Below are 21,314 nucleotides of genomic sequence, written 5' to 3' on the forward strand. Positions count from 1 at the left end.
GAACGTATACATTCATTATTGAACGAACTAAAGGAGGTCTTCTCTTCGTGAATGTGTTATATCAGCGTTCTCCAAGAATGACACCGGTTCTCAAGGAAGAGAGACTCGAAATACTCAGGCCTCCAACAGAACCGAGCAAACCCACGTTTTCCATGATATCCATTATTGTGCCGATCATGATGACTATGGTCAGTATTGGTTTCTACGTATATATCAATATGACCGGCAAAATGAATAACAGCAGTTATATGATGTTTCAGATGATGACGGTCATGATGATGCTTACTTCTTACACCATTCCATTCTTCGTGTATCTGAGCAACAAGAAATCATATCGCAAAAAATTGGAAGAACGAAAAATAATGTATCTTGCCCAACTGGACAAACACCGGGAAGAACTGAAAGAAGCTCAGGCGGAGCAAGTGAAGAGCCTGTACGAAATTCATGGTGATCCGGGTGTGTGTCTTCAAGTGGTGAAGAACCGGAACAGTTCCTTGTGGGAGCGTTCACCAGAGGATGATGATTTCCTTCAGGTGCGCATTGGTACGGGAGAGATTCCATTCCGAATCAAACTTCAGGTTCCGCGGATTGATGGTTATGAGAAGGATGAGCTGATTGAAGCGGCCCATGAACTTGCGGCTGAATTCCAGACGGTACCGGATGCTTCCATTACATTGCCTTTGTTCCAATCGAAGGTTATGGGACTTGTCGGTGATCGGGAGGAGGTACTTGCTTCCCTGCGAGTCATCATCTCACAACTGACGATACGCCATTCCCCGGATGAACTGAAGCTTGCTGCTTTCTATGAAGAAAAGGACAGCAAGGAATGGGATTGGCTTCGCTGGATGCCCCATATCTGGGATGAAGACCAAGGACAACGCTATATGGCCGACAGGCACAGCGGTGCGCATCAATTGGCGGACAGCTTGTTTTCCGTGTTGAATCGGCGTCGTAACAATAAGGAAGACCGCTACAAGAAAAGCGTACAAACACCATGTTACGTTGTAATTCTCTCCGATACGCAATTGATTGAAGAAGAACCATTGCTTCCGCTGCTGCTGGAGTCGGCTCACGAGATTGATGTATGCACCATCATACTGGCTAATCGCAAAGAGTCTCTACCGATGCATTGTCAGTTGATTATGGATGCCTCCAAAGGCAAAGGGGTGTATATCAAAAAAACGGAAGATGCGGATGTTATTCAACAGACGTATAAGCCTGATGTGATCTCGAAGGAGATGGCAGAGGCTCTTTCCCGTTATATGTCACCGATCCGGTTAAAGCGGTCATCTGCTTCAGATATCCCGCAAGTGCTTCCGTTATTCGATATGCTGAGCACATCACGCGTGGAAGATCTGGATGTGGTGTCCAGGTGGGGACAGACGAGATATCCTGATACGCTGCCTGTACCAATGGGTGTACGCGCTGGCGGCAAAAAAATTGCGATAAACCTGCATGACAAAATTGAACGTCAGGGTCATGGTCCCCATGGTCTGATTGCAGGCACAACCGGTTCAGGTAAAAGTGAAGTCATCCAGTCCATCGTAGCTTCACTCGCTGCTGAATTCCATCCACATGATCTGGCCTTCATGCTGATTGACTATAAAGGTGGCGGTATGTCCAATACATTTGTTGATCTGCCTCATGTGGTAGGGACAATTACCAATCTGGATGGGAATCTGATCGAGCGGGCGAATATTTCACTTCGTGCCGAACTGGTCAGAAGGCAAAAAATATTAAATGATGCGGGAAACCTCCAGCATATTGATGAATATTACAAGATTCTGCGTTCCAGACATGAACAGCCACTTCCACATCTGGTTATTATCATTGACGAGTTTGCTCAATTGAAGCGGGACCAGCCGGAGTTCATGGATGAATTGATCAGTATAGCGGCGATTGGCCGGACACTTGGGGTTCATCTAATTCTGGCAACCCAAAAGCCGGCTGGTGTTGTGGACGATAAAATATGGAGTAATTCGCGCTTCCGGATCTGCCTTCGCGTACAGAGTGAGGGAGATAGCAGGGATATGATCAAGATTCCAAATGCAGCCTGGATTACGAAGCCTGGTCGTGGATATTTCCAGGTTGGTAGTGATGAAGTGTTTGAAGAAATGCAATTCGCTTGGAGTGGTGCACCTTATAACCAGCAGGAGGATTCAACAACGGTATTACCTGTTATGGAAGTGCGCCTGAACGGTAAGCGGGAGCCTCTGTTAACTGGAGAGCGCAGAGCCGTTCTCAAAGGTGAAGATGTTCCGAAACAGCTTCAGGTATTTATTGATTATGTTGCGCAGTCTGCAGCGGATGCGGGTATCCGTCGTTTGCCAGGACCATGGTTGCCACCTTTACCAGAGACACTGGAATGGGAAGGTCTTCAGGACTGGCAGGAAGAAGAGAATCGGGATCTGCTGCTTGATGGCGGGGCGAATGGTCTGAAACCACTGGTTGGTTTGCTGGATGATCTCCCTAATCAGCGCCAACAACCGCTCGCATTGCCTGTGGATCAAGGACATCTGGTCGTGTACGGCATGCCAGGACTGGGCAAAACAACATTTGTTCAGACCTTGCTTATGTCTTTGGCCCGTTCCCATAGAACTGAACCTTGGCATGGTTACATTATCGATATGGGCCGTATGATGAAAGACTTTGCAGCACTACCTCAGATTGGTGGTGTGATGATGGCTGAAGAGGAAGACCGGATCAAGCGGTTATTCCGCTATATTCTCAAGCTGTCAGCACAACGCAAAGATATCATCTCGGAGGCGGGGGTTAAAACGATTTCGGCGTACCGCCGGACAGCTCACGCGGCTGTCCCGCAGGTTGTGGTCGTTATCGATGGTTATCTTTCATTCCGCAATGCCTATCCGGAAGAGAATGAACTTCTGGAGACGATCCTGCGTGAAGGCGGAAGTCTGGGTATCACCTTTGTGCTCACAGCCAATCGGGTAACAGATGTATTTGAAAAATTCAGAAGTAATATTCCCAATGCGGTTTCATTTGAGTTATCCGATCCAAGCGATTATTATTATGCCGTGGGAAGACCTTCCAAGGCCCCAAGCCAACTTCCGCCAGGAAGAGGTCTGGTCAAAGGGCAAGTGCCTCCGTTAATGTTCCAGGCGGCATTACCCTCTTCAGGGGCAGATGAGGGCAAGCGTTCATCGGCACTGCGCCGTACGATTGCTGAGATTCGCCAAGGCTGGACAGGGGAAGAAGCGCCGCAGATTGCTCCACTTCCGGAAGAGATCAAACTGAAAGATCTGCTCATTCGGACAGGATCATATGGTCAGGCTTGGGATACATCGTCTGTAACTGTCCCTGTGGGATTGCTTACGGATGATCTGGAACCATTCGAGCTTAATCTGCGAGAAGGTCCGCATTTCATGGTAACGAGTCCGATGGAAGGCGGCAAAACGACATTTTTATTGACATGGATGTTATCACTGGCTTATCATGCTTCTCCGGAAGATGTGCAAATATACACAGTAGATATGCGTTATGGCTCAGGTGGGCTGGCGGAAATCAGCAGTTTGCCCCATGTCCGGGGACATGTATCGCGAGAAGAACAGCTTGCACCTGTCATTCAACAGTTGTACGATGAAGTTCTGAAAAGAGGCGAGATTTCCGGTGGACCGGAACTTGTGCTCGTCATCGACGATGCGGACACCTTGTCCAAGCAGTTAAACGATTTTAATGTAAAAGATCAATTGGGAGCGATTGTTCGTCAAGGAAGGGATCGCGGTGTACACGTGATTCTATCCGGAGTTCCGGCAGACTTCCCAACTTTTGGTTCTGACTGGGTAACGGATGTGAAGGCTTCCCAGAGTGGAATGCTGTTCGGGACTTTAGACCCTAACGATCTCTCGTTCTTCCGTATACCTTATTCCGAATCTGGAGGTAGTTCAGGTGGGCTGAAGGTACTGCCTCCGGGTCAAGGTTATTATGTAAAACGTAAATATTCCAGGGTTAAAGGTGCAGTTCCATGTGATGACAGCTGGAAAATGACCGATTGGATTTCTGAAATTCGTGACCGATGGCATGTTGTAGTTTGAGGGGAGGTGGCTCATAATGTTGACGGTTCATGATTCTAAGCAAAAGGTAGTCACGTTGCAAACAAAGGAACTTTTTTTCCTGGCTGGTATTCTCGGTTCAGACCGACTGCTTGGTGTGGAAGATCCGTTTCGCGGCTATATGGCGGAGGATATCGCGATGGAGTGGGAGCGTGTCAAAACCTCCCTGCTTGACAAAGGATATCTGATTCGGGATCAGGATACCGATGAGCTGATCATGACACCGACCGTTTTCTCCAGGGTAGCCATTGCCGGATTGTCCGACAGAGCTTGTTGGATTCGCTACACGATCAACGGCAAGTCGTATGAGAGTTATATCCATTGCACGGATGAGCGGGTCGTTGAAGTTTCCCGTGTTGACGACGTACCGGACTCGTTCCGGCTCAGCGATCTGGGAAGTGTTCGTGAAGCCATTGATGTTCTGATAGAGCGGATGAAATGGAGCGGCCATTCTCCTGCGGAGAAACCGGCCCTAATGTGCTCCAAGAAAAAATTTTATGATGTCATGAATGAGCTCGAAAACAGCGGAGTACAGACCGTAGCAGCGGAACTCGAACAGGAGACAAGTGATCCTGAGGGCTCACTTGCACTGGCACGCTGTCTGGTGGGTAAGGAGTCAGACGGGGAGCTTAGGTTGCTTGTATGGAATGAAGACGGGTGGAAGTCGCAGTCGGCAGCATTTGCTGCAAGTGCGGTATCCAACTGGTTGTTCCGGATGAGCACTGCGGCTTCAGATGATTGGCTTGTTGCAGCACTAACGACTAGAGAACAGTTTCACGAGATGCTGCTGGACTGGCTTAAACAGCCTGCAGGGGAAGAGGAAAGGTGATGGTAAATGCGCATTCGTGTGGAACCGGATGTGCTTCGGGCACTGAGCAAGCAGATTCAGTATGCAGCGGAGCAAATACAGCAAAAGATGACAGTGTTGGATCAGGCGATTCATTCGCTGGAGTGGGAGGTTGAATCCCGCGCAGCGGTGATGAATGAATGGAATCACAGTAAACGACTGGGCGAGGATGCGCTGCGTCGATTAATGGACTTAAGCGTACAGCTGGGACGCAAAGCGTTGTTATTCCAGCAGGCAGACATGGAGTATCGTTCCGTGCTGAGTCATGTGAACACAGCCTATGGTAATGCGGTCAATATGCTGAATGTTCTTCAGAACAATCGTACAGGAGAAATCATGCCTGCACATTCTGCAACTGTAGCTGTAGTATCCGATCCCCTTTCCGCAATGGCGGCCGTATATCGTGTACAGGATGCCGCTCCGCCTGATGGCTCCCCGGCTACACTGGTGCAGGCTATGCAGCCTGAGCCTGTAGCATGGAGATTCACAGATCCTTCCTTTCGGGGAAGAAGAGGGACCGAGCCTGTTGTTTCCTGAACAGGGTGAATAAAAGTAACAGCAGAAAGTGAATATTTTTTTGTAAATAGGCTGTTAGGAGAAGTTTCAAGTGCTGAAAATGGGGTAAATAGGATTAGGTCCTTCGGCTTTTGTCCGATCGATCCTGGTATAGTACAATTTGAACAAGTAAAAATTTAATTGCACAAACCAAGGAGGAATTTACAAATGGCAGGACGTATTTTAGTTACCCCAGAGCAGCTTGATCAGGTTTCCAACCAATTTAAACAAAGCGGTGAGCAAAGTCAGCAAATCGTATCTACATTGACTCAATCCATCACAAGCATGGAAGGACAATGGGAAGGTATGACAAAGCAACGCTTCTTCCAAGAGTTCCAAGAAGCTAGCAAACAAATGCAATCATTCGTTCAAACGCTGAACAGCATCAGCGCTGAACTTACAGCTATTGCTAACAAATTCCGTACAGCTGACCAAGCTCGTTAATCTGCTTTACATAGATCAGGCCGATGTGAAGTCTGAATTCGTCCTGAATTATAGGTGGATAGCAAGCTGAAGATGTACAACTACAGCAAAAACCGGGCGTTTTCACAACACCCGGTTTTTGTTGCAACTATGACACTAGGACAGAGAGAGGGATAAGCATGTCTTTTCAACCAAATCCCGGGGATGAAGTGGTGATTAACGACATTGCCTATACGATTGGGCAACATCCGGCTGCGCCGGGTCTGGCTTATGCCCAAGCCGGAAGGCAGGGGATTGTTTATCAGTTGTTACCCCGAAATGGTTCCATTCATGGGGCTAAAGCACTAAAAGTATTTTTTCCTAAATTCCGTATTCCGGCTATGGTATATCAGTCTGAGCATATGGAGTCTTATAGTGAACTGCCAGGTTTGCAGGTATGCAAGCGTGATGTGCTCACTCCGGAAAGAAACGGAGCGCTCATTGGAAAACATCCCGATCTGTTATATGCGGTGTTGATGCCATGGGTGCAAGGTCAGACCTGGTTCGATGTGATCAGTGATCAGAGACAGTTGACGGCTGAGGAGAGCCTGAAGCTGGCTAGAGCGCTTGCTGGAACAGGTTCGGCTATGGAACAACGTGGACTGGCTCATTGCGATATGTCCGCTCCCAATGTAATGATTCCGTTTTTTTCCGAAGTGGAGAATCTGGGGAAGATGTCTGCGGTAGAACTTGTGGATGTCGAGCAGATGTACGGTTCCAAGATGGATCGTCCGGATGCCCTGCTTGCCGGGTCACCCGGTTATGCAGCTCATCGAACAGTGCACAGCGGTTTGTGGAGTTCATATGCTGACCGATTTGCTGGAGCGGTTATCATTGCTGAAATGTTAAGCTGGTCCGACCCTGTGATTGTAGAGAAAGCGTGGGGCGAAAGTTATTTTGATCAGCATGAAATGCAAACGGTGAGTGAACGGTATTATGCGATGCGGGAGTCCCTTGAGAAGCGTTGGGGTTCCAAACTGTCCGATCTGTTTATTCGAGCTTGGGAAAGTCACGATCTGAGCAGTTGTCCGACGTTTGGTGAGTGGTATGTTGCATTGGCTGCGGTAGACGTGGATCAGGCCAATGCAGCGGCTGCTGTGACAGCGGAAGAAGAAGCTGCCAATTCGTCCGAAGCTGATGTGAATCTGAAAAAGAGCTCAGAACCAGTAAGTGAACCGGTGAATACGCAAGACGGGAACCGTCCTCAAACGCCGCACTCTCCCGATCAGGAAGCGGTTGTGAACCGTCTGTTCCTGCAAGCAAGAGCCTTGGAGGATGAAGATAAACCGGCTGCAGCACTGGAAGTGTACCGGTCGCTTTATCATTTTATTCCTCATAACAGCGCGATGCAGATGGAAGTCGAGGCTGCAATTAAGGAACTGGATGCAAAGCTTAATCCAAAAGAAGACACAGACAAGCCTGTGCCTGTACCATTCTACAGATCCAAAAAGTTCATGATTTCCTCCGCTGTGCTTATTGTATTGCTGGCAGGTGGTGTGCCAACGGTCAAAATACTCGCCGATCAGGCAGAAGTGAAGCAGAAAGAACAGCAGGAAGCCACACGACTGGCAGATATCAAAGCTGCGGAAGAGGCTGAAGCAGCAAAGGCAGCTGCGCTCAAACAGCAGGAAGAACAAGAGAAGCAAAAGGCAGCAGATGCTGCAAAACTGGACGCAGAGGAAAAGAAAAAGCTTGCTGAAGCCAAGCAGAAGGAAGCTGAAGCAAAGAAAAAAGAAGAAGAACGTAAGGCGTTACAGGCCAAGTACGACAAACAGGCGAAATATGAGGCCTTTCTGGTGAAGCAGGAACAGCAGAAGAAAGAAGCGGCTAAGAGAGCGCAGCAGGAGAAGTACGATAAACAGGCAAAATATGAAGCTTATCTGGTCTGGAAAAAAGAGAATGATGCCAAGCTTGCAAAACAGGAAGCGGAGCGTAAAGCGGCAGCTGAAGTTAAACGTCAACAGGAGATTGCTCAGAAAGCAGCTCTGAAGAAAAAACGTGCTCAGAATGTGGTCACGCTGATTGCTCATTACAATAAAACGTATAACGCGCAAAAAGGCAGAAAAATTGAAAATGCGGAAGCATATGCCCGTGATTTCAAAAATCTTTACAATACCGATGCTTCCTATTTCAAAGGTGTTGGCAAAGTAGCCGCTCGAATGAGTGCCATTAACAAATTCCTGAGCAACAACAGCTATACGTTGCCTAACTTATAAATAACACGTGAATGATGGAGGTGACTCACCCTAGATGAACTACACGATTCAAGCATCACAGCGTACACCTGCACTTATTATATATTTAATTGATATTAGCGCCTCCATGAACATGGTTCTGGAAAATCGTCGACGGATTGACGTCGTCTATGATGCCTTATCTCTCGCGATTCGCCAAATGGTGTTTCGGTCTACCAAGGGAAATCGTCTGACACCTCGCTATCGTATAGCCATATTGGCTTACAGCGATGATGTATATGACTTGTTGAACGGAATCAAAGGAATTGACGAGATCGCTGCCGTTGGTTCTTTGCCTGACCTGACACCGAGACGGTTTTCAGATTCTGCGAAGGCTTTCCTGCAGGCGGAAAAGATTCTACAGGCCGAAATTCCAAATATGCAGGATTGTCCTGCGCCACTTGTATGCCACATGACCGACGGGGTGGCTACAGGTGAAGATCCCGAGCCGATTGCCAAAAGAATCATGGGCATGAGTGTGCCGGACGGCAATGTGTTGGTGGAAAATATTTTTATATCGGATCATCTGCTGGAAGGACCAATTGCTGAACCTAGAAGATGGAAGGGAATCTCTTCGGAAACGAATCTACAGGATGAGCATGGAGAGAAGCTGCGGAATATGTCATCCGTTCTGCCCGAAAGTTATCGGGAAATGCTTGTTGAAGCTGATTATTTGCTTGCACCCGGTGCACTCATGATGCTGCCAGGTACATGTGCAGAATTGGTATCAATCGGGTTCCAGATGTCCGCTGCTACGCCTGTGAGATAGGAGGGGAATCATGAGAGCGATGCGTTTGGCAACATTGTCTGCTGGAGATAAGGGGGGCCATGCCGAGCAACGGCATGGCAACTTTCGCTATGTGAGTGTACAGACCGGGGAACAGCCGCTAACTCGGTATCAGGGCACATTTAAGTGCAGATATGGTTATGGCAGAGCGGCTGAGACGGTACATCAGGGAGATACCGGACAGGACTTTGCTGCGGTACGTATGAAAGGGAATATCTGCAATTTTGTTTTGTGTGATGGCGTAGGCATGAGTTACCTTGGCGATTTTGCAGCGCGTTTTCTAGGGAATGCTCTGTTGGATTGGTTGGAAACGACGCAACACACAACGGTAGAGGGTGTTGAGCGTCTTCTCCATGATCTTACCCTTCCCGCATCGGAGCAATTGGAGAAATTACAGCCACTGGAAAGTTCCCCTTTGTTGCTGCGTGAAGTGTTGATGGAAAAGCGAAGTCGGGGCAGTCAGGCCATGTATGTGTGTGGGCGGATCGAGCTCACGGGAGGCGGCCGCAAAAGCCGTGTATGGTTAGCGTGGCAAGGAGATTCCCGTATTCGCCTGTGGCGTAATGGTCAGGAACAGTCTGAATTATTTCAGACTCACTGCAAGACAAATGAGCGTTGGTCTACACTTGAAGGACCTGTTGGTGGTAAGCCGCACATCTGCGAGATGAAAGGGTCCGCAGGAGATTCACTGCGTCTTCAGTTGTATACGGATGGACTGAACGATCTGGATGCCATTCAAGCCTATGTCCCGGATGAACACATTCAGGTACTGCTGGATGCGACACATACCGGCGGTCTTGAAGATGATGCCGCTTTCATTGAGCTGGAATGGTGAGTGCCGGATATCAAGTTGTGGATCGATCCTGATGAAGCTGTGACAGCGGCGAAGATCAACTGTGAAAAAACTTGTTGGTGTTGATTTAAAAGACACTCTTTTTGGGTAATCTTGTGAAGAATTGATTTTAAGTACGTGTTCAAAAGCGGACTTTTTGAACAACCTCTTTAACGATGAGCTTGAACGTACATTCTTACATAATTGCTAAAATGAAGGAGTGGAATGGATAATGACACAACATAACGGCAAGTCACGGTTCCAGGGTAAGGTTGCGATTATTACCGGAGCTGGCTCCGGGATTGGGAAGGCCACTGCGGTCAAGCTGGCTAAAGAGGGTGCACATGTTGCATTGTTTGATCTGGTGAATGATCGGATCTCGGAAACGGAAGCAGAGATTAATGCGCTGCACCCCGGTGCGGCAAGAGCATTTGATGTAGACATTTCCGACCCGGCACGTGTGGAAAAGGCTGTACTGGAAACCGTTGAGTTATTCGGCGGTTTGGATATTGTTTTTGCCAATGCGGGCATTAACGGTGTATCGGCACCGATTGAGGAAATTCAGGTTGAAGATTGGCAACAGATTATTACAACCAACCTGAATGGTACGTTTTTCACGATTAAATATGCATTGCCTCACGTGAAAAAACGGGGTGGCGGCAGTATTATCATCACGAGTTCGATTAATGGCAATCAACGCTTCTCAAGCTTTGGCATGTCGGCATACAGCACGTCCAAGGCAGGACAGGTTGCTTTTGCCAAGATGGCTGCGCTTGAGCTGGCGAAGTTCAAGATACGTGTGAACGTGATCTGTCCAGGAGCGATTGCAACAAATATCGATCAAAGTACGGTCAAAACGGATGATCTACAGCAGATCATCATTCCGATGGAGTTCCCGGAAGGACAGCAGCCGCTGGCGGACGGGCCGGGTCAGCCGGAACATGTTGCCGATCTGGTAAGTTTCCTCGCATCGTCCGAATCCAGACATATTACCGGAGCAGAGATCGTTATTGATGGTGCCGAATCATTGCTCAGCTAAGTGAGTATTCTGGATAAATTTGATTTTTGCTAAGGCGTGTCTTAGGGTATGTCTGCGATAGTCGTTCCTCTGGAACGGCTTTTTTTGTTATAATGCTAACATTCGAATAGAGATACTGAAGAGCAGTAGGGTACATTCATTAGGAGCGATTATATGCATATAGAGTTACCGATACAAGAGGTTATTCCTGAGTTAAGACAATTATTTCGGGATCAAGATACAGGTGTGTTAATTGCAGAGCCAGGAGCGGGAAAAACGACTGTTGTACCGCTGGCTTTGCTGGAGGAGCCGTGGATTGCTGGACGGAAAATCATTATGCTGGAACCCCGAAGGCTTGCTGCGCGTTCGGCTGCATCGAGACTGGCGGCTACGCTTGGAGAAAAAGCGGGTCGGACCGTAGGATATCGTGTACGCATGGATACCAGGGTGAGTCAGGCGACGCGTATTGAAGTTGTGACGGAAGGGGTATTGACCCGGATGTTGCAGCAGGACCAGGGTCTTGAGGATACGGCGATGATTATATTTGATGAATTCCATGAGCGGCATCTACACGGGGACCTGGGGTTGGCCCTTGCATTAGAATCGCGAGCGATGTTACGTCCAGATCTGAAATTGCTGGTGATGTCGGCGACCCTTGATCCTGTTCCCGTCTGTGTATTGCTTGGCGAAGGTACAAAATCAATTCACTGTCCCGGACGCACGTTTCCGGTGGAAACTCGATATGTACCGAGACCAACAGCCATGCCACTGGAACAATTCACCGCTCAGACGGTGACGAGGGCATTAGCCGAACAGGAGGGGGACGTGCTTGTTTTCCTTCCTGGTGCAAGAGAGATACACCGTACAGAGCGGGAGTTATTAAACGGTTCTCTTCCTGGACATGTGAAAGTTCATTCCCTGTATGGCAGTATGCCGGTGGAACAACAGGATGAGGCCATACGGCCGGCGGCTGAGGGGTCGCGCAAAGTTGTGCTGTCCACTTCCATTGCGGAATCCAGTCTCACACTCGCTGGGGTTAAGATTGTGGTGGATGCAGGGCTGAGTCGTGCATCGGCATTTTCGCCGCGCACGGGCATGAGCCGGTTTGTCACTCTGCCGGTGTCCAAGGCGTCAGCCGATCAACGGCGGGGTCGTGCAGGGCGAATTGCCCCGGGGGTGTGTTACCGGCTATGGAGCGAAGAGGTTCACGGGGGACTGCCTGAGGCAGCTCGCCCGGAGATCACCTCCGCGGATCTTGCGCCGCTGGCGCTGGAGCTTGCCGTCTGGGGTGTCCAGTCCCCAGCAGAGCTGCAATGGCTGGACACCCCGCCTGACGCCGCCTACGGCCAGGCTCAGGCGCTGCTGCGCCAGCTGGGCGGCCTGGACGACGCAGGCCGCATCACGCCCTTCGGGCGGCGGATGAACACGCTGGGCGTGCATCCGCGACTGGCCAGCATGCTGCTCCGCGCAGCGGAGCTTGGGCTGGCCAGCTACGCCAGCATGCTGGCGGCACTGCTGCAGGAGCCTGCCGGCCTACGCAGCAGTGGCAGTGCAGGCGCGGGCACGGACCTCCGCCCGCGCGTAGAGGCGCTGCTGACCGCGGACAGCAGCGGCATGCCGCAAGCGGCAGCGGCTGTCGCAGACGGCGCGGCCGTGCGGCGCATGCTCCAGGAGAGCCGCCAGCTGCGCTCGGCGCTCGGCCCGGCGGCCGATCCGGTACGGCCGGATGAGGACAGCTGCGGATTGTTGCTGTCCTTCGCCTATCCGGACCGGATCGGGCAACGCCGGGAGGACGGCCGCTATCTGCTGAGCAACGGCCGCGGCGTACGGCTCGCAGCGACAGAATCGCTGAGCCGTTCAGCGTATCTGGTCGCAGCCGAGGCAGACGACCAAGGCGCAGATGCGCGCATCCTGCTGGCTGCGCCGTTGCAGGAGCAGACCTTGTTGCAGGCAGGACAGCACTTGTTGCACAATGAAGTGCAAGTGGCTTGGGATTCCAATACCCGCAGCGTGCGGGCACATAAGAGACTTCGTATTGGAGCCCTTGTGATTAAAGAGAGCAGTATTGCACAGCCGCCTGAAGATCAGGTGCTGGAAGCACTATTATCCGGGATACGGATGGAAGGGCTGGATTGTCTGCCCTGGACAAAAACGTCCAGACAACTTGCGGACAGGCTACGGTTCCTGCATCTCCATTTACCTGAGTGGCCTGACCTGATCGAAGATGATCTGACCGAAGAGTTGGCAGAACATCTTACCCCTTATCTGACAGGCATGCGATCGGCAGCCGACCTGAAGAGATTGTCAATGCAGGATGTATTACTGGGTGGATTGAGCTGGGCGCAACGACAACAACTGGACGATGAAGCGCCGACGCATATACAGGTGCCCAGTGGCTCACGTATTCCTGTGGACTACAGTCGTCCAGAGGACCCGGCGCTGGCAGTAAGATTACAGGAGATGTTTGGACAACAGGAGACACCGCGTATAGCGGGTGGGCGAGTCCCGTTGACCATCCACTTGTTATCGCCAGCTCAGCGACCTGTACAGGTTACACGAGACTTGGCCAATTTCTGGCGAGAGACGTACTTTGACGTCAAAAAAGATCTGAAAGGTCGTTATCCGAAGCACTACTGGCCGGATAATCCACTTGAAGCGGTCGCCACAAATCGAGCCAAACCACGGGGCAAATAGATGAATTATTTCGTTTTTCAAATATCAACGATTTGGTTCCCAAAGGGCGCGTATCAGGGTTAGACTCTGCTGAACAACAGTCAGTTTTGTAGCTGATCGAATCATTCTCTGTCTTAAAGAATCACCCTTTAACCAGGACGTGTCTCCAAACTCGCTAACGTGCATCTTCTACTATCTTTTCGCTCCATGTTACGTCACTTTGCCTTTTCGTCCCATGCTGCGTCACTTTCCCTTGACGTGCCCCGGCACGCCTGCCGAAAACTTCCGGCATGGGACGAGAATTCGGCAAAATCTGCTTCTTTAGAGGTCGAAGGCACACCCCAGAGCGTATCTTCAAACCTGCCGAAGCCAAAGCGTAACTGCACGTGCCTGGGGAGCTGAACATGGAGCAAGAACCATGGAGCGGAGCGCTAACGAACTTGTGACGTCTTATTCAGCGATTTGAAGCGCCCACAGTAACCTAAGGAATCTGAAACACGCTATATTTGAATAACCAGCCATTTACAACGGGTTTGTCAGGTGATTTTGGTAAATAACGTGTCTCATGTTCCTTACAAAATATAAGGAGGGCCCGAAGGCTAAATAAGACGTCCTCGGTTCCTTAGAAAATTGTCTGGGACAATCCGCCAGGATCAGCCAGCCTAGACTTCAAGATGTTTTGGACCCCACGTCCTTCAACGTAGAGTATGCCTGACAACAACGTTCACATACCTGGGTTTGAAAGCACACCCTGATGAGGAGTAAAAAGGAATGAACCTCAGCAATTTTTTACTATCAACACATAGTATATTGACTTGCAAACGTTTAAAAGAAACTTAGGCGGGTAATAACATAGCGAACCACTCAATAATATGAGGAGGGATTCACTATGCAGAAGAAAATCGTAGGTGTGTTTAATACAGAACGTGAAGCATCGCAGGCTATCGAGGGTTTGAAAGCACAAGGATTCACTTCAGATGAAATCTCCGTTGTTACACAAGATCGGGATGAACTGAAGGCAATTCGGGAAGAGACAGGTACCAAAGCCCCTGAGGGCGTGGCTGCTGGTGCAGCAACAGGTGGTGTCCTTGGTGGCGTAGCCGGTCTGCTCGCAGGTATCGGTGCACTAGCCATACCCGGCATAGGACCGATTCTGGCCGCAGGCCCTATCGCGGCAGCATTTACCGGTGCAGCTGTGGGTGCAGGAGCTGGCGGATTGGTGGGTGGACTTGTGGGTCTTGGTATTCCGGAAGAGGACGCTAAACAGTATGAGGAGTATGTACAGAATGGTAAAATCCTGCTGCTCGTAGATTCTACGGATCGGGACTCCGATGTGTACGATGTGTTCAGTGGCAACAGCCAGCTTAACCGAGACAGAGCCGAAGCAGCTCATCGCGGAGATGTGCCAGCCGAACGTCCGGATCTGGATATGGAAGAACGCAGATTGGAAGCCCAAAACAAGGCAGCGCGATTCGGTAACAATACATTCCTGTAATCTTGCCGCGAATTTAATCAATATGAAATAAAACCCAATGACTTATTATCTGTAAAATGGAATGACATATATGATCCACCAGATGGTCATTAGCCGGTTTCCTTAAGGGAAGCCGGCTTTTGTCCCTGTGTTGCATATAGGTGGGTGTCAATAACGTCGGATGGTGTTTTTACCCAGTCAAGCAGGGAATAACAATACATATAACAGTACAGCCAAAGCGAGTCCAATCACCAGTAGCATCATGGTAAGAAACCGGATTAATCCGGTCGATGCCTGAAACGTCTGTTCATTGATTTGTGTACGCTTCCGATGATACGCTGCTGCCGAATACACAATGATGGATATGCCGCCAATCAGAGAAGTGATACCCGTAATAATCGCCGCAACATGTGCAAGTTGATCATACGCCGACGAATTGAAACCAAATCCGGCAGCAAGAAAGCCTATGCCCGCCATGGCAATACCCGTGCGCACCCAGGCCAGAAAAGTTCGCTCGTTAGCCAGATGTTGCTGGACATACTTGGAATCGGTAGTGGTTACGTCTTTGTCTGTTAAAGAAATGTGAATCAACTCCGTTCAATAAATATACGGCTTCATTGTACTTTGTTTTTATCGCAAAACCAAGAAAGGATGGCTGAATATATGCCTCGCAAAGAACGAATTACAGAAATAGAGAGCTTAAGGGGAATTGCCTTTGGAGCGGTGGTTCTCCAGCATTCCATCGCACATTACTCATTGGTCCCGGAAACGAGACTGGAGGATGGCGTGTTACTGGCCATACTGCTGATGCTCTCCAAATTTGCAGTTCCTTTATTCATATTCATAACAGGTATGGTGCTCTTCTATAACACGGGAGACAAGCTGAATTACGGCAAGTTTATGAGAAAAAGAGTAAACGACGTGATCGTGCCTTACCTGATCTGGTCACTCATTTATTTTACACTTGCACCGCGGGGCTGGACCGGATTTGGATGGAATGACATCCCAGACCTAGGCCTGAAGTTGCTTACGGGCAAAACGACTTCACACTTTTGGTACATCATTATGTTGATTCAGTTTTATCTGTTATTTCCGCTCTTTTTGCGAGCCATTCGTTATGTATATAACCGATATGAGGCCAAGGGGCGCTTGATCGCATTATTGATTTCTGGTGTGGTGTATCTTGTACTTGCGGATCAATTAAGAAACATCGCCAAGTTCATGGAACAGGTGAATATCCCGGTGCTGACAGATGCTTTTACAACGTATGCAGACCGTAATTTCCTCTATTTCTTTATTTATTTTGTACTTGGTGCAGCAGCAGGGTTATCTGTCCAGCACTGGAATGAATGGACTCATCGATTGCGCTGGATATACTGGACAGTGTTTATTGTTCTGGGTCTGCGGTTTACTTATTTATTAATGCTAGAGTTTCAGAAGCCGGAGGGAATCAAAATTACGTTCTACACGGTCAGCTTGATCCGCCCTGATATGGCAATCTTTCTGATCGCTTCCATTATGGTCATGTACCAGCTGGCCGGAAAACTTCATAACCTCAGGGCTACACGATTGCTGGGATGGATTGGTGGTGTATCGTATGGCGGTTATCTGATGCATATGTTGATGCTGCGGTATAGCTACATTCCGGATGAGTTGTTTTATGTTGCTATGGGCTGGAACCCTGTCGTCCGAATGATCATCACCTGGTTGTTGGCTCTTACATTATCCTGTGTAGTGACATGGCTTATCTCGCGTGTAAGCTGGGGCAAATGGATTGTGGGAGCCGTACCGAAATCTGTCCGCAATAAATGAAAACATCAACATATGAAAAATTCACAATAGATCACCACAGCCGCACAGAAGTGTACGGGAGTACGAGAGTATACGAACACAAGATACAGAGCACAGGTATTACAGCTTTTACAGCTTTTGCACAGACTTTCTTGTCATTAACATTCGATCTCACGACACCCTGAGCCCTGAAATAAACAACTTTTGAATCAATTTCATAACTCACTAAAAATGAATTTCTGTAACTGGATATAGACAAATTGAACCGTTTCGATCTATATCCAGCCTTGATTGAAGCAGCTAAAGGTATTATGAAATTGATTCTTTTGAATAAAAAATAAAATTTCATTACATGAAAAATTCACAACAGAAAACCTTTTTCCGTGCTTCCCCTAGGTTAACGCGTATTCACACGATTTCTTGCTCGCCCTCCTTGAAGATGGATAAAAGGGAGGCAAAGCGGAGAAAGATGGCAGAACCCGAACATAAGTTTTATAATACTAGATATATAGGTTCTGACAGGAGGGGAATGAACGTGGCTTTTATGATTGCACAGCGGGCATTTATCAAGCTGTATCTGATTACGATGGTTGAACAGCACAGGGGGTACGGTTACGAGATGCTGGAGGCGATGAAGCAGGAATTCAAAGACTACGGTTATGTACCACCCCAGAGCGAGGTATATCGGGCACTGCATGAATTGGTACAGCAAGGTGTTTTTTATCGCACAAAGAAGCTGAAGGGCAATGATCCAAAGGTCGATTTTCAGGAAATCGTTTTATATCATTTCACGGATGATGGTGCGGAGAAAGCCGAATTATACAAGAAACAGGTCAAAACGGACCTGGATCGTTGTCTCGGCATGTTACACAAGGCAGAAGAGGACAATTACGGTACGAAAGGAAGATGAGCATGAACAGACAGTTACAGTGGGGTGTACTCGGTACGTCAACCATTGCCAAAAATGCAGTCATTCCGGCGATCCAGCAGTCTGAACGTGGTGAGGTGTTGGCAATTGCCAGCCGCAGCAAAGAAAAGGCAGAAACCCTTGCCGAAGAACTCGGCATTGCCAGATCGTATGGCAGTTATGAAGAGCTCATCGCTGATCCGGACATTGAAGCCGTCTATATTCCTTTGCCTAACCATATGCACAAAGAATGGACCATCAAAGCGGCACAGGCTGGCAAACACGTGTTGTGTGAGAAACCGGCTGCCTTGAATGCAGATGAATCGGCAGAAATGATCGAGGTATGTCATCAGCATGGTGTTCTTTTTGCAGAAGCGATTATGTATCGATATCATCCCAAGCACAGACGTGTGCAAGAGATTATAGCTAGTGGAGAGATTGGCATCGTCAGAGCCATCCATGGTAATTTTACCTGTAATACCGCTGATGACAAGGAGAATGTAAGGTTCAAAAGAGAGATGGGCGGCGGATCATTATTCGATCTTGGCGTGTATCCGATCTCGGCGGCCCGGATGTATCTGGGACAGGAACCGGAAGCGGTGACAGTTCACGCTCTATTCTCGGACGAGCATGATGGCGTGGATATGATGGCGTCGGGACTGGTAGAGTTTCCGAATTCGGTAGCTTTAACTTTTGACTGTGGCATGTGGGCTTCAGGTCGAGCGGAGATGGAGATTCTCGGGACGGAAGGGCGGATTGAACTGCCAAAAGTATTTGGCTGGGAGAACAGCGATATTCCACCTCAGATTATTGTGCACACCGATTCGGTCAGCCGTGAGGAACGTGTATCCGTGTCGAATTCCTATGTGCTTCAGGTGGAGACGTTTGCAACGGCTGTGCTTGAAGGAGAGGCCTTACCTTTCAGTCCGGAAAATACCATTCAAAACATGCGCGTTATTGATGCGTGCCTGGAATCGGCTCGAACTCGTCAACGTGTGCAATTGATCGGTTAGATTAGGTCAGGTCAGTTTAAACATACTAGAAAAGTAGACTCCATCTTCAGGGATGAGAGTCTTGTTTTCTGTCTTAAAATGTTACCATTATAATATTTTACAAATTCAACGTCTTTATTTGATATTTCTACCAAAATGATGTGATATAAATAGTCATGAGATGACTTGTTTACTATAATCTAGCAGAACATACAACTAGACCATTACAGCTTGCAGAACGCATATCGTGACAACGTTCATCTACTTTGAGGGATCGGGAGGCCGGATTGATGAAAAAATTGATATCCACCGCATTACTGGCATTGTTGTTAACGTTTGTTTTCCTCACAGGTTCACAGTTCACTCCAGTCGCACAGCAGAAGGCATCTGCTGCAACATGTACCATCATCAATACGTTTACAGGTGTAGCAAATTATTTGAGTGCAAATGGAACGTTGCCATGTAACTTTATTACCAAATCACAGGCAACAGGACTTGGCTGGGTAGCGTCAAAAGGAAACTTGGCTGTAGTTGCTCCTGGGAAAAGCATCGGTGGGGATACATTTGGCAATCGGGAGGGGCTTCTGCCTTCGGCCAGCGGACGTACATGGCGCGAAGCGGATATTAACTATACTTCCGGCTTCCGTAATTCGGATCGAATTGTGTACTCCAATGATGGACTCATCTACAAAACGACAGATCACTATGCATCATTTACACGTTTGAAGTAGAGGAAGGAGCAGCCATGAATACCGTGATTCTGGATGGAGAAGGCTTTACGAGTAGCGCTGAACTTCATCAACAATTAAAGGACAAGCTGAAGCTACCGGATTTTTATGGCGGTAATCTTGATGCATTGTGGGATTGTTTGACGGGTACGATTGAACTGCCACTTGAGCTAAAATGGACCAACTACCAAATCAGCGAAGAACGCCTGGGGAATGAAGCAAACCGGGTACGTGATTTGATGTTGGAGGTACAGGCTGAACAGGCTGGATTTCAATTGCTTGTTGAGAAGTAGGCAGCAAATAAAGACAGTTCAAATACAATACGTCCAGCCGAGCAGACCACATGTGGTCTGTTTTTTTTTTGTTATAGGAGGTTGTTCAAAAAGGTTGTCCCAAAAGTCCCTGTGTTGATTACGAATTCTCTGAAAGAATAGCGAGCTATAACTTTGCTTATTTATCGTTAAAATTATTTTCACGGAGGTATTGATTTCTGCATAACTTACGTTAAAATAAAATTAACATGAAAAATATTTTAACGTTGAGGAGTGAAAAGGGATGAGTGATAACACAGCAGTTGGCAAGCAAGGTATGGGTGAGTTAATACGAATCAGACCGTACATGCAATTTATGCTTAGTAAAGTTGTATCCAGATTTGGTGATTCGATTGACTCGATTGCCTACAGTTGGATGGTTTACATTCTAACCGGTTCGAAAGTGTTGATGGGTACGTTGCTGGCGGTGAATTTTTTGCCCAATATCCTTCTGGGTCTGTTCGCCGGGGCTTTGGTTGATCGCATGTCTCCCAAAAAAGTGATTGTGATTACGAATACCGGTCGCGGGTTGTTGGTGGGTATTACAGCTCTGCTGTTTGGATTGGGCCAACTTGAAGTCTGGCATCTGTTTGTCATTACAATTCTGAATTCTTTGCTGGAATGCTTCACTAGTCCTGCAGAAGTGTCCAGTGTCCCCCGATTGCTTCCCCCATCAATGCTGCTTTCGGGTAATGCCATGTCCTCTTCCGCAACCAGAGTGGCCGAACTCGCAGGACTTGCAGTGGCGGGTGCCCTTATTGCTACAATAGGGATTGCCTGGACGATCTTGATTGATGCGGGGTTGTTTGCGCTAAGTGCTTTAATTATGAGCCGAGTAGGCTACCCTGAAGCCTTAACAGCTGCTAACAAGGGATATAAAACATCAATTGAAATGGATTCTCTTCCATCCGACAAAAGTAGTATATTCTCCGAAATGGCGGAAGCTTTTCATTTTCTCCGTAAACATGCCTTATTGTTAATTGTCTCCATCCTGTTTGCTTTCGTTAATTTCTGCCTGATGCCGTTTAATGTTCTTCGTACACCCTATGTCATTGAAACGTTGCATGCTGGCGCTGGGGGATTAAGTCTGCTTAGTGGGCTGATGGTGGGAGGTATGTTGCTTAGCGGTGTATGGTTGACACAAAGGGGAGCGAATTATCGTAAAAGTGTGCTGGTCATCAGCGGTATTGTCATGTTGGGTCTCAGTTATGCGATGACGGCACTACCCGCTTACATGACTTCCTTCCAACTGCCGGTTGCAGCGGCCTTTTGTCTACTGATGGGTATGGGGATTCCGCTGGCTACAACACCGCTGGCCACCTATCTTATGGAAGTTACCCCTTCGGAGATGCTGGGTAGAGTGTATGCCCTTCAAAGTATGCTCGTCTTGAGTGTTGCACCCCTTGGAAGTCTGGCTTCGGGAGCACTTGCAGATTGGATGACCATGCCTGTTCTGTTTATCGTCTTTGGTATTATGCTTGCCATGTCAGCAGGTATGCTGTTATTTAGCAAAAGTTTTCGAAGTGCTCTGTGAAGATATTCAGATGTGATCATTAGCCAATTTTCTGTATCAAGTCATTTCTCGCTCGTTTTGACCGAAGTCCTGACGCAACGTTATAATAGAGATATCGAT

The 21,314-nt window shown here is 48.4% G+C and carries 17 protein-coding genes; 16 read left to right on the forward strand and 1 reads right to left on the reverse strand.

The features are described 5' to 3' along the window. The first annotated feature begins 47 nt into the window (after positions 1-47). From essC to V6668_RS12025, 10 genes are all read left to right on the forward strand, one after another. Positions 48-4,052 (forward strand): type VII secretion protein EssC, encoded by a 4,005-nt coding sequence (gene essC / locus V6668_RS11980; protein WP_338708513.1) that lies wholly within the window; start codon positions 48-50, stop codon positions 4,050-4,052. Positions 4,053-4,068: 16 nt separating this feature from the next. Continuing rightward, complete coding sequence (locus V6668_RS11985; protein ID WP_047842537.1) at positions 4,069-4,899, forward strand: hypothetical protein; 831 nt, start codon at positions 4,069-4,071, stop codon at positions 4,897-4,899. 6 nt (positions 4,900-4,905) lie between these two features. After that, a complete protein-coding gene (locus V6668_RS11990; RefSeq protein ID WP_017689072.1) occupies positions 4,906-5,454 on the forward strand; it encodes a WXG100 family type VII secretion target in 549 nt (182 codons plus the stop codon). A gap of 186 nt (positions 5,455-5,640) precedes the next feature. Next, positions 5,641-5,916 (forward strand): WXG100 family type VII secretion target, encoded by a 276-nt coding sequence (locus V6668_RS11995; protein ID WP_017689071.1) that lies wholly within the window; start codon positions 5,641-5,643, stop codon positions 5,914-5,916. A 158-nt stretch (positions 5,917-6,074) separates the two neighbouring features. After that, complete coding sequence (locus V6668_RS12000) at positions 6,075-8,150, forward strand: hypothetical protein (protein WP_338708516.1); 2,076 nt, start codon at positions 6,075-6,077, stop codon at positions 8,148-8,150. 34 nt (positions 8,151-8,184) lie between these two features. Then, positions 8,185-8,937: a vWA domain-containing protein gene (locus tag V6668_RS12005; protein ID WP_017689069.1), complete on the forward strand. Its 753-nt coding sequence runs from the start codon at positions 8,185-8,187 to the stop codon at positions 8,935-8,937. 10 nt (positions 8,938-8,947) lie between these two features. After that, entirely contained in the window at positions 8,948-9,790 is an 843-nt protein-coding gene (locus V6668_RS12010) for a protein phosphatase 2C domain-containing protein (protein WP_036609194.1), read from the forward strand. A 229-nt stretch (positions 9,791-10,019) separates the two neighbouring features. Beyond that, positions 10,020-10,826 (forward strand): SDR family oxidoreductase, encoded by an 807-nt coding sequence (locus tag V6668_RS12015; protein WP_017689067.1) that lies wholly within the window; start codon positions 10,020-10,022, stop codon positions 10,824-10,826. A 153-nt stretch (positions 10,827-10,979) separates the two neighbouring features. Further along, the gene (gene hrpB / locus V6668_RS12020) at positions 10,980-13,499 is read left to right on the forward strand and encodes an ATP-dependent helicase HrpB (protein WP_338708517.1); all 2,520 of its coding nucleotides are present in this window, start codon (positions 10,980-10,982) and stop codon (positions 13,497-13,499) included. 868 nt (positions 13,500-14,367) lie between these two features. Then, positions 14,368-14,973, forward strand: a complete 606-nt coding sequence (locus tag V6668_RS12025) for a general stress protein (RefSeq protein WP_017689064.1) — start codon at positions 14,368-14,370, stop codon at positions 14,971-14,973. A 177-nt stretch (positions 14,974-15,150) separates the two neighbouring features. On the opposite strand, the gene V6668_RS12030 is transcribed toward V6668_RS12025, so the two are convergent. Further along, positions 15,151-15,543 (reverse strand): YidH family protein, encoded by a 393-nt coding sequence (locus V6668_RS12030; RefSeq protein ID WP_289392078.1) that lies wholly within the window; start codon positions 15,541-15,543, stop codon positions 15,151-15,153. Between the two features lie 72 nt (positions 15,544-15,615). On the opposite strand from V6668_RS12030, the gene V6668_RS12035 reads away from it, so the two are divergent. From V6668_RS12035 to V6668_RS12060, 6 genes are all read left to right on the forward strand, one after another. Further along, positions 15,616-16,764, forward strand: coding sequence for an acyltransferase (locus V6668_RS12035; protein ID WP_338708518.1), 1,149 nt, complete (start codon positions 15,616-15,618; stop codon positions 16,762-16,764). 514 nt (positions 16,765-17,278) lie between these two features. Beyond that, positions 17,279-17,653 (forward strand): helix-turn-helix transcriptional regulator, encoded by a 375-nt coding sequence (locus V6668_RS12040; RefSeq protein ID WP_036609188.1) that lies wholly within the window; start codon positions 17,279-17,281, stop codon positions 17,651-17,653. A 2-nt stretch (positions 17,654-17,655) separates the two neighbouring features. Continuing rightward, a complete protein-coding gene (locus V6668_RS12045; protein WP_076249771.1) occupies positions 17,656-18,663 on the forward strand; it encodes a Gfo/Idh/MocA family protein in 1,008 nt (335 codons plus the stop codon). Between the two features lie 269 nt (positions 18,664-18,932). Further along, a complete protein-coding gene (locus tag V6668_RS12050) occupies positions 18,933-19,373 on the forward strand; it encodes a ribonuclease (RefSeq protein WP_036609184.1) in 441 nt (146 codons plus the stop codon). Positions 19,374-19,387: 14 nt separating this feature from the next. Then, the gene (locus V6668_RS12055; protein WP_076249770.1) at positions 19,388-19,663 is read left to right on the forward strand and encodes a barstar family protein; all 276 of its coding nucleotides are present in this window, start codon (positions 19,388-19,390) and stop codon (positions 19,661-19,663) included. A gap of 262 nt (positions 19,664-19,925) precedes the next feature. Continuing rightward, positions 19,926-21,215, forward strand: coding sequence for an MFS transporter (locus tag V6668_RS12060; RefSeq protein WP_338708519.1), 1,290 nt, complete (start codon positions 19,926-19,928; stop codon positions 21,213-21,215). Positions 21,216-21,314 lie beyond the last annotated feature (99 nt).

Source organism: Paenibacillus amylolyticus, assembly GCF_036894225.1.
Classification (GTDB): Bacteria; Bacillota; Bacilli; order Paenibacillales; family Paenibacillaceae; genus Paenibacillus; species Paenibacillus amylolyticus.